This is a genomic window from Flavobacteriales bacterium, from assembly GCA_019694795.1.
Classification (GTDB): domain Bacteria; phylum Bacteroidota; class Bacteroidia; order Flavobacteriales_D; family UBA2798; genus UBA2798.
On the sequence record JAIBBF010000078.1, the window covers coordinates 1 to 9,062 of the forward strand.

Sequence of the window (9,062 nt, forward strand, 5' to 3'; positions counted from 1 at the left end):
GAATAATGCATCAATAATCTGGAATCGTATTTCGATTCGGTCAGGTTGTCCTTTGGACCAACCGTAATTTGGGAATAACAAGGTTGAAAACCTAAAATGAACATCCCCAAAGAGATTAATGGCAAGTAGAATCTCATGCAATAGCAATTTCCTTAAATTTACGGCTTTATTGGGGAAAAGGATTGTTTTTTTGGATGAAATGCGCAAATCACTAGGTGAAAAGTTTAAATATATCGATATTTCATAGGAGAGGATTAGAACAAATCGCTGTTTTAATTCTATTTGTGATGTTTCTGAGGGTAGAAGCTGGTGCACAGATTGTGAATATAGAAAACCAACGGTTAAGAAAATTAAAAGATGGTTGGAGTGGAAATGTGGATTTAAGTTTTTCAATTACCAACAATACCAAAACCATTTATCAGGTTGGAAACCGGAATAAAATTTATTGGAAGAGAGATCGACATTTGGTGACCGGTATTACCGATTTCAATTTTGTGGGAGTGGATAACCAGAATTACGTCAATAACGGATTTCAGCATATTCGTTATGCTTACAACAGTTGCGAATTTCCGATGTTTTATCTCGAAGGTTTTGAGCAGATGCAATACAACCAAATTCAGCTCATCCAATTCAGAACTTTATTGGGAGGCGGAGTCCGCGCCATTGTGCTCGACCGCGATTCAGCTTCGATCAATCTTGGTGCTTTTCTAATGGGGGAATACGAAGAAGAAGCCAAAGGAAAAATCAATCGGCAAATTCGTTACAGTACATTTATTTCGTTCGATTTTCAATTCAATAAAACAACGGGCATCAATTCAATTACCTATATACAACCGGATGTAATTAGTCCCGACGATATCCGGGTTTCCAGTGAAACATCATTGCGTTTTAATATCACTCAAAAATTGAAATTCAAACTGGTTTACAGTTTGCAATACGATTCTTTTCCTCCCGAAGGAGCACCGAAAACCATGTATTTTATTTCCAATGTTTTCGGTTTCGAATTTTAAGTTGGGTTTGTCGCCTGAGATAAAAAAAGATAATCAGCAGAATCACAATAAAAATTAAAATCCATTTTCCCGATTGCCAGATCCTGGATCCCGATTCACTTAGGTCTGTGCCGCTTACGAGGGATTTGTTCCATTCCGTTCCGCATTTTCCATCTATAAAAGCAATAGTTAAACATCTGCTTCCATCCGGAAATTCAACCGAATCTCCCTGTATGCTATAACCCCATTCTAAAATCATGACTTCATTTATCCTGGAAAAAGCAGCAGTATGATAAAAAATAAAAATCGATAATAATTTGATATTCAGGCTTATATGTGAAATTTTTGAGAGGCCTAAATTTGGAAAAGTCCCTGATTTTATTATATTTGATTTAAACCTTAGAAGCATTATGAAAATCATCGCTGTTTTTAATATTAAAGGCGGTGTTGGAAAAACGGCTACCGCGGTAAATATAGCATATGCTGCCGCCGAAGCAAAAACCAATACACTTCTTGTAGATCTGGACCCTCAGGGTGCGGCTTCTTTTTATTTACAACAAGATCAGGGGATGGAAGAAGCAAAGCAGGTGATTAAAGGTGAGCGTTCACTGGAGGAGGAAATAATTCCAACGCCATACGAGCATTTATTCTTATTGCCCGCTGATGAGAAATACAGAAAGATGGATGTTTTTCTTAAGGAATTAAAAAATGGAAGATCCTGGTTGAAGAATTTATTTAAGCCGGTGTCGCGCCAGTTTGATTTAGTCGTGATTGATTGTCCACCTAGCATTACATTATTCTCTGAAAATATTTTATCCAATTCAGATTATATTCTGGTTCCGGTTGTACCTACTACATTATCCATTCGCACCTACGAACAGCTGAAGGATTTTTGCAAAGAATCGGGAATTGATGGTAAAAAACTTCATCCCTTCTTCTCGATGTACGAACGAAGAAAAAATCTGCACAATGAAAGTATCGCAGAATTTGCTTCCAGTCACAAAGAGACCATTGATGTAGCCATCCCTTATGTCTCCGAAATAGAACGCATGGGTGTTTATCGTCGTCCATTTATCAATGCGCATCCCGAAAGTGATATTGCGTATTTATATCGTCAGTTGTGGAAAGCGATTAAAAAGAACATCGGTTAATGAAACCCACTCTTCTTTTGCTATTTAGTTTGTTAGCCATCTGTTCCTATTCACAAAGTGGATACGGGGGTATGCTGGCAAAAGGTGGCGATTGGAGAATGTGTGGTACTTACGATGATTTCGATACGCTTTATTTTCATCAGGTAGAACCGGGGACGCTAATTGAAGAATGTGAGGGTAAATATCTCACGCAATTGCTGGTTTATCCCGATAATAGTTTTCGATTACTCAACTGGAAAAATTCGGTTTGTTTTATCAATGAACCTGGTTCCATTGAGACCAACGAAAACACGGGAGATATCCGTTTCTATTTTGAAGACGGAACCTCCCGCGATTTTCTGCTTATTTTTCTGAACAAACAAAAATTGGTGTTGGTCGACCGTAATTTCTGATTATTCGATTTTAATGACCTTGAATTCAGTTCTACGGTTCAATTGATGTTCTTCTTCCGAACATTTTACTCCGTTGGAACATTTGTTTCTCAATTGCGTTTCGCCATATCCTTTCCATGTTAAGCGCGATGGATCAATGCCTCTGGAGATGAGAAAATCAACCGCAGCTTTTGCTCTTTTATCGGAGAGGACTAAATTATACATGTCCGTTCCCCGTGCATCGGTGTGCGAACCTAATTCAATTTGAATTTTCGGATTGTCCTTTAAAAGTTTAGCCAGACGATCCAGCTCCTTTGCAGCATCTTCGCGAATGATCCACTTGTCGAAATCGTAATAAATATTTTCAAGGACAATCGGTTTGTCGATCACAATTTCCTCTACTTCGAAATCGGCATAAAAATCTTCTGAATATTTTTTATCCTTGGTGCTGATTTGATCGGTTCGTGTAAAACAACCAAATTTAGTGCAGGCAATAAAATAATTTCTTTGCCACTCGAGCGCAATTTTGAATTTACCATCCTTGCCACTTTTTACGGCAATTACTTTATTGTTATCATCTATAATTTCAACGGTAACACCTTCCACCGGAATATCGGTGCCTTTTTTTCTTGCTGTTCCAAAAAGATTAAAATGGGGAGCCTTTTTTGTGAATTCGTAAACCTCATCTTTGTCCTTTCTGCTCGAAGAAATAAATCCATGCGTGTTGTCTTTTCCCAATGAAAATCCAAAATCGTCTTTCGTGGAGTTTAAAGGGTAATTCAGATTTTCCGGTTGCATCCAGCGGCTTTCATTCTTATACGTTACAAATACATCCAATCCACCCATGCTGTTGTGTCCGTCCGAAGAAAAATAGAACGAACCATCGCTATGCACATAGGGAAACATTTCATTGCCCGGTGTATTGATGGGTGCTCCGAGGTTTTCGGGTTTCGACCATGATTTCCCATCGAATGTACTCACGTAAATATCTGTTCCGCCTAATCCACCCGGCATGTCGGAAACAAAATATAATTGTTTCTCATCATTACTTAAGGCCGGATGTCCACAGGAATAATCATCGCTGTTAAACGGAAGTTCTTCCAGTTTTTTCCATTCTTCACCGACTTTTTCTGCTTTAAAAATTTTAAGGTTGTTTTCATTGACCTCATTCACATTCATTTTTTTCTTGTAGTAATTACTTCTCGAAAAATAAACTGTTTTTTCATCCTTGGTAAAAGCTGCGGGACCTTCGTGGTATGGACCATTAATATCGCCTTTCAGTACTTCCGGTTTCATCCATTGTCCATTGGCATCTTTTTTCATTTGATACAAATCGAGATAAGAATTACCGGTCCATGGATTTTCTTTTTTTCCACTGAACACTTTTTTGTCGCCCGAAAAAACAACTCCATCCTGATACTCCGTCACACTAAAAGCTGAAGTAAAGGAAGGAATATTTACCTGCTGAACTTCGTATAGGGTGGTGTCCCTGTAACGGTCCATAACCGTGTTACAAGAAGCTAATAACATACTGGCTACAATATCACCTTGCTGAATGCTCAGGTATTTTTTAAACCAAGTTCTTGCTTCGTGATAATTCCCGTTGTTCATCAGAATTTTTCCATAATAGAAATAAGTGATGGGTGGAATGTTTTCGTAATTCACGGCCTTGGCATAGGTGGCTTCCGCTGCTTTGTAATTGTTGGTCTCGCGGTAAGAATTGGCCAGATTTACCAATACCTGTGCATCTTGTTTCTTTTTCAGGTATTTTTCATAGTGACCAATCGCATCGTGATAACGAAGTGAATTGTATTCCTTATTCGCTTTTCTTAATGTGGAATTCAAACAGGAACTCAACAGAAGTGCAAATAGTAGTAATGATGTAACTTTTGTTTTCATGGCTGTTCAAATTAAAAATAACGCGGTGTTTTTACCTTCACAAAATCTTTTCCAAAATCAAATCCAATCATTAATTCATGCGAACCTGCATTGTATTTACGCATGCGCGATAAACTTAAATCATAAGCATATCCCACTCTAAACCGATTGTTGGCCTGGTATTCGATAATACCTAATAATGCATCGCCTGTTCTATAAGAAGCACCTAACCAAATCACATCCTGAAACAAAGCACTAAAGTTGATATCGGCCTGTATCGGTGCATTAGGAAGGTACTTAATCAGTAAAGATGGTTTTAATTTTACTTTATCATTGGCTTCAATAATCAATCCGCCGGTTAAGTAATAGTGACGGTTTAAGAAAGTAGATTGGTTGACGTCCAAATTAAAGTTCTTGTCTTTTTGATATGCAAGTAAAGTGGGCACTGAAAATCCTGCGTACCATTTTTGATCATACAAATACATACCAAATCCAAATTTCGGTATGAGTTGTGATGCGATGTTCGATTTAAACACCTGATCGTCGGTATCCCAAACTTGTAAACTGGTTACATCTGCTTTATATTGAGATACACCGGCTCTTACACCAAAAGCTAGCTTGGCAGTTTTATTTATTTTAATGTTATAGGAATAGCTTGCATAAATATCATTTTGGCGCGTAATACCAATTTGATCATTCATCACAATTAATCCGATTCCCATGGTTTCATTTTTAAGCGGACCATCCACTGCTGCCATCGCTGTTTGAGGAGCACCTTCAAAATTCACCCATTGTTTACGATAGGTCAACGTTGAACTGAAATATTTGTGCGATCCTGCATAGGCCGGATTGAGAAATAATCCGTTAAACATATACTGACTCAACATCGGATCCTGTTGCGCTTGTGCGTTCATTCCTGCTCCCGCAAGAACCACCAGCAATACAATTTTATTTACGATCGTTTTCATAAGTTCTTTTTTTATCAGATTATCTTCTTACATCAACATATCCTGTTAAACTGAAGGAATTTTCTCCTTTGATATTCAGAATTACAAAGTAGGTTGCATCCGGAAGTTTTTCTCCGTTGTTGTTATATCCATTCCAATTATTATTGTATCCAACCTCAGAATACACCAGGTTACCCCAGCGATTGTACACGAATATTTCATTGTCTGGGAATACTTCAATACCATGAATCACGAAGAAATCATTTTTGCCATCTTCATTTGGAGAATATCCCGTTGGCATATCAATTGGAAGCGGTTCATCAAGTGTGATCTGACCTCCAACTGTACAACCCTGGTCATCGGTAAGAAGAATGGAATAAGTTCCGGCAGTTAATTGATTGATGTCTCCCGTTGTTTCACCGTTCGACCATAGATAACTATACGGATTTGTTCCTCCAACTATGGTTAAATCAATTGAACCATCGGAATAACCATTGTGCGAAATATTAAATCCACCAGTGTATTCCGGACTACTCAATGTAATGAAAAGTGAATCCGATTGAGAGATGACAAAGTTCATGTCGACATGACAACCATTAGCATCAGTTGCCTGGACATCATAAACACCTGCCCGTAAATTATTCAGATCCTCTGTTGTTGCTCCGGTATTCCAAACATAAGTGTAAGGAGCAACACCGGAAATCGGAGTTACATCAATACTACCTGTGGAGTCGCCATAACATTTTACATCGCGGATGGAAGCGTTGATGCTGATTACACTGATGCTGTTAATGGAATCAGAAAATGTTTGTGTACAACCTTTGCCATCGGTAACGGTTACGGAATAAATTCCTGCAGCGCTGTTTCCAATATCCTGTGTTGTTTCGCCACTCGACCATACATACGAATAAGGCATTGTACCACCGATAACAGTGATGTCCATGGATCCATTATTGGATAAACAAGTCGCCGGTAAAACAGTGGAACTTATTTCGATGGAATCAGGTTGCGTTACTGTGATGGTGTCATTCAGTGAACAAAGATTGAAATCTGTCACTGTAACAATATAGGTTCCTGCAGCAATATTATTCAGGTTTTGTGTGGTATCGCCGGTGTTCCATAAATAGGTGTAAGGACTAACTCCACCATTCGGATGAACACTGATTCCTCCATCATTCGAACCATAACAATTCAAATTGGTATGAATGCTCTGAATGGTTAAAGCAGCAGGTTCATTAACGGTATAAGAAGCGGTAGCGGTACATGTGTTATTATCGGTTACTGTAACCTGATAATTGCCCGGGATAAGATTGCTGATGTCTTCGGTGATTTCACTATTGCTCCAGCTGAAATTATAAGGCATTGTTCCGTTGCTTACGGTAATATCGATATTGCCATTTCCGGCAGCATTGCATACTACATCATTTACAATTCCTGTAATTACGGGTAGTGGATAAACGGTAACATTAAAGGAGCATGTAGAGCTATTCCCATGAATATCGGTAGCTTGATAAACAATGGTCGTTGTGCCCACTGGGAAAACTGAACCGGATGGTAATCCTGCGGTTTGCACGAGTGAAAGGATTCCGCAATTATCAGATTCAGTTGGAGTAGCATATGTTACTATCGAATCACATGTGAAAATATCTGTATTGCATAAAGTGAAAACAGGATTTTCTGTATCGTTTACAGTAACGTTAAACTGACAAGTGGCAGAATTTCCAAATGCATCTGTTACGGTATATATAACAGTGGTTGTTCCTACTGCAAATACATCACCGGAATTAAAATTGCTACTTAACGTTGCACCACAATTGTCGGTGAAGGTAGGTGGCGACCAAGTAACGATTGCTTCGCAACTTCCGGAATCATTCGATACGGAAATGTCAGTCGGACAATTTGTAAATACAGGTGCAATACTGTCATTAACGATTACCGAATAAGAACAGGTTGCTGTTAAACCACTTGCATCGGTTGCTGTCCAAATTACATTGGTGGTTCCGTTATTGAATATAATTCCATCCAAACTGCTGCCGCTTCCGCTTGTAGCTCCGCTTAGTACATAAGTCACAGAACTCACCGTGCAATTATCACTCGCAGTAGCATCCCAGGCAGTTCCGGAATGGGTATAAGAACAATTATTATTGTTGGTGCTTACAGTAAAGGAATTTCCGTTGGTGCAATTTAAAATAACAGGATTCTGATTGTCGATTACAGTAACAATTTGAGCACATGAATTTGCATTGCCATGAATATCTGTTACAGTCCAGGTTACCGTTGTATTTCCAATAGGGAAAACTGCAGGTGCATCATTTACTACTGTTGCTATACCGCAATTGTCATTTACCAATGGGGTTCCTAAAGTAACATGTGTTGCATCTGTAGTACATGATCCGTTATCGGTATTTACGGTGATATTAAACGGACAAACAATTTCCGGAAGTTCAACATCACTTACAACAACTGTTTGTGTGCAGGTATTAACATTACCATGAATGTCGCTTACTGTCCATGTTACAGTTGTAGTTCCTACAGCATAAGATGAAGGAGCATTGTTACTGATAGAAGAAATTCCACAATTATCATTTACTGTAGGCGTGCCAAGTGACACAGAAGTTGCAGCGCATAAACCGGCATCTGCATTAACGTTTACAGTTGCGGGACAAGAAATAGTTGGTAATTCAACATCATTCACAATCACTGTTTGATTGCATGTTGAAATATTTCCATGAATGTCGGTAACAGTCCATGTTACTGTAGTTGTTCCAACAGGGTAAGAAGATGGTGCATTATTGGTCACTGTTGCTACTCCACAATTGTCATTGGCAGTCGGTGTTCCTAACGAAACTGAAGTTGCAGCACAGGAGCCCGCATCTGCATTAACGGTCACTGTTGCAGGACAAACAATCGTTGGTAATTCCGTATCATTTACAATAACATTTTGATTGCATGTTGCAACATTTCCATGAATGTCGGTAACGGTCCAAATTACAGTTGTAGAGCCAACAGGATATGAAGCAGGAGCATTATTTGTAACACTGGCAATTCCGCAGTTATCATTTGTTGTTGGATTGCCTAATGAAACCGTTCCTGCAGCACATGTTCCTGCATCTGCGTTTACAGTAACAGTAGCAGGACAAGTAATGGTCGGTAATTCAACATCGCTCACATTTACAGTTTGCGTACAGGTGTTGATGTTGTCATGAATATCAGTTACGGTCCATGTTACCGTTGTAGTTCCTACAGGGAAAGAAACCGGTGCGTTGTTGCTTACACTTGCAACACCACAATTGTCATTCGTAACAGGAGTTCCCAAAGATACAGAAGTAGCAGCACAAGAACCTGCATCTGCATTTATATTGATGGTAGCAGGACAAGTAATAGTTGGTAATTGAACATCACTCACATTTACCGTTTGTGTGCATGTGTTACTGTTCCCGTGAATATCGGTTACGGTCCATGTTACTGTCGTAGTTCCTACAGGGAAAGTAGCAGGTGCGTTATTCGTAACAGTTGCTACACCACAATTGTCATTTGTAGTTGGAGTTCCAAGTGTAACAGAACTTGCCAAACATGAACCGGCATCGGCATTTACATTTATAGTGGCGGGACAACTAATGCCTGGCAATTCTGCATCAATGATGGTAACGTCAAAACTACATGTCGCAGTTCTTCCTTGCGCATCTGTCACTAAAAATGTATTTGTGGTTGTTCCAACAGGAAATG

Annotated in this window: 6 protein-coding genes; 3 read left to right on the forward strand and 3 right to left on the reverse strand. The window is 39.1% G+C overall.

What is annotated here, in order from left to right; translation table 11 throughout:
• Window positions 1-284: 284 nt before the first annotated feature.
• The 3 genes from K1X56_13895 to K1X56_13905 all read left to right on the forward strand — a co-directional run bounded on the left by K1X56_13895 (window position 285) and on the right by K1X56_13905 (window position 2,532).
• Window positions 285-1,010, forward strand: coding sequence for a DUF481 domain-containing protein (locus K1X56_13895; protein MBX7095809.1), 726 nt, complete (start codon window positions 285-287; stop codon window positions 1,008-1,010).
• Window positions 1,011-1,399: 389 nt separating this feature from the next.
• Window positions 1,400-2,140 (forward strand): AAA family ATPase, encoded by a 741-nt coding sequence (locus tag K1X56_13900; protein MBX7095810.1) that lies wholly within the window; start codon window positions 1,400-1,402, stop codon window positions 2,138-2,140.
• Window positions 2,140-2,532: a hypothetical protein gene (locus tag K1X56_13905; GenBank protein MBX7095811.1), complete on the forward strand. Its 393-nt coding sequence runs from the start codon at window positions 2,140-2,142 to the stop codon at window positions 2,530-2,532. The genes K1X56_13900 and K1X56_13905 overlap by 1 nt, the downstream gene beginning before the upstream one ends.
• Here the strand turns inward: K1X56_13905 and K1X56_13910 are convergent, their stop codons facing one another.
• From K1X56_13910 to K1X56_13920, 3 genes are all read right to left on the reverse strand, one after another.
• A complete protein-coding gene (locus K1X56_13910) occupies window positions 2,533-4,410 on the reverse strand; it encodes an OmpA family protein (protein MBX7095812.1) in 1,878 nt (625 codons plus the stop codon).
• A gap of 11 nt (window positions 4,411-4,421) precedes the next feature.
• Window positions 4,422-5,357, reverse strand: coding sequence for a type IX secretion system membrane protein PorP/SprF (locus K1X56_13915; GenBank protein MBX7095813.1), 936 nt, complete (start codon window positions 5,355-5,357; stop codon window positions 4,422-4,424).
• A 19-nt stretch (window positions 5,358-5,376) separates the two neighbouring features.
• Window positions 5,377-9,062, reverse strand: a 3,686-nt coding sequence (locus tag K1X56_13920) for an HYR domain-containing protein (protein MBX7095814.1), incomplete at its 5' end; no start/stop codon positions are given.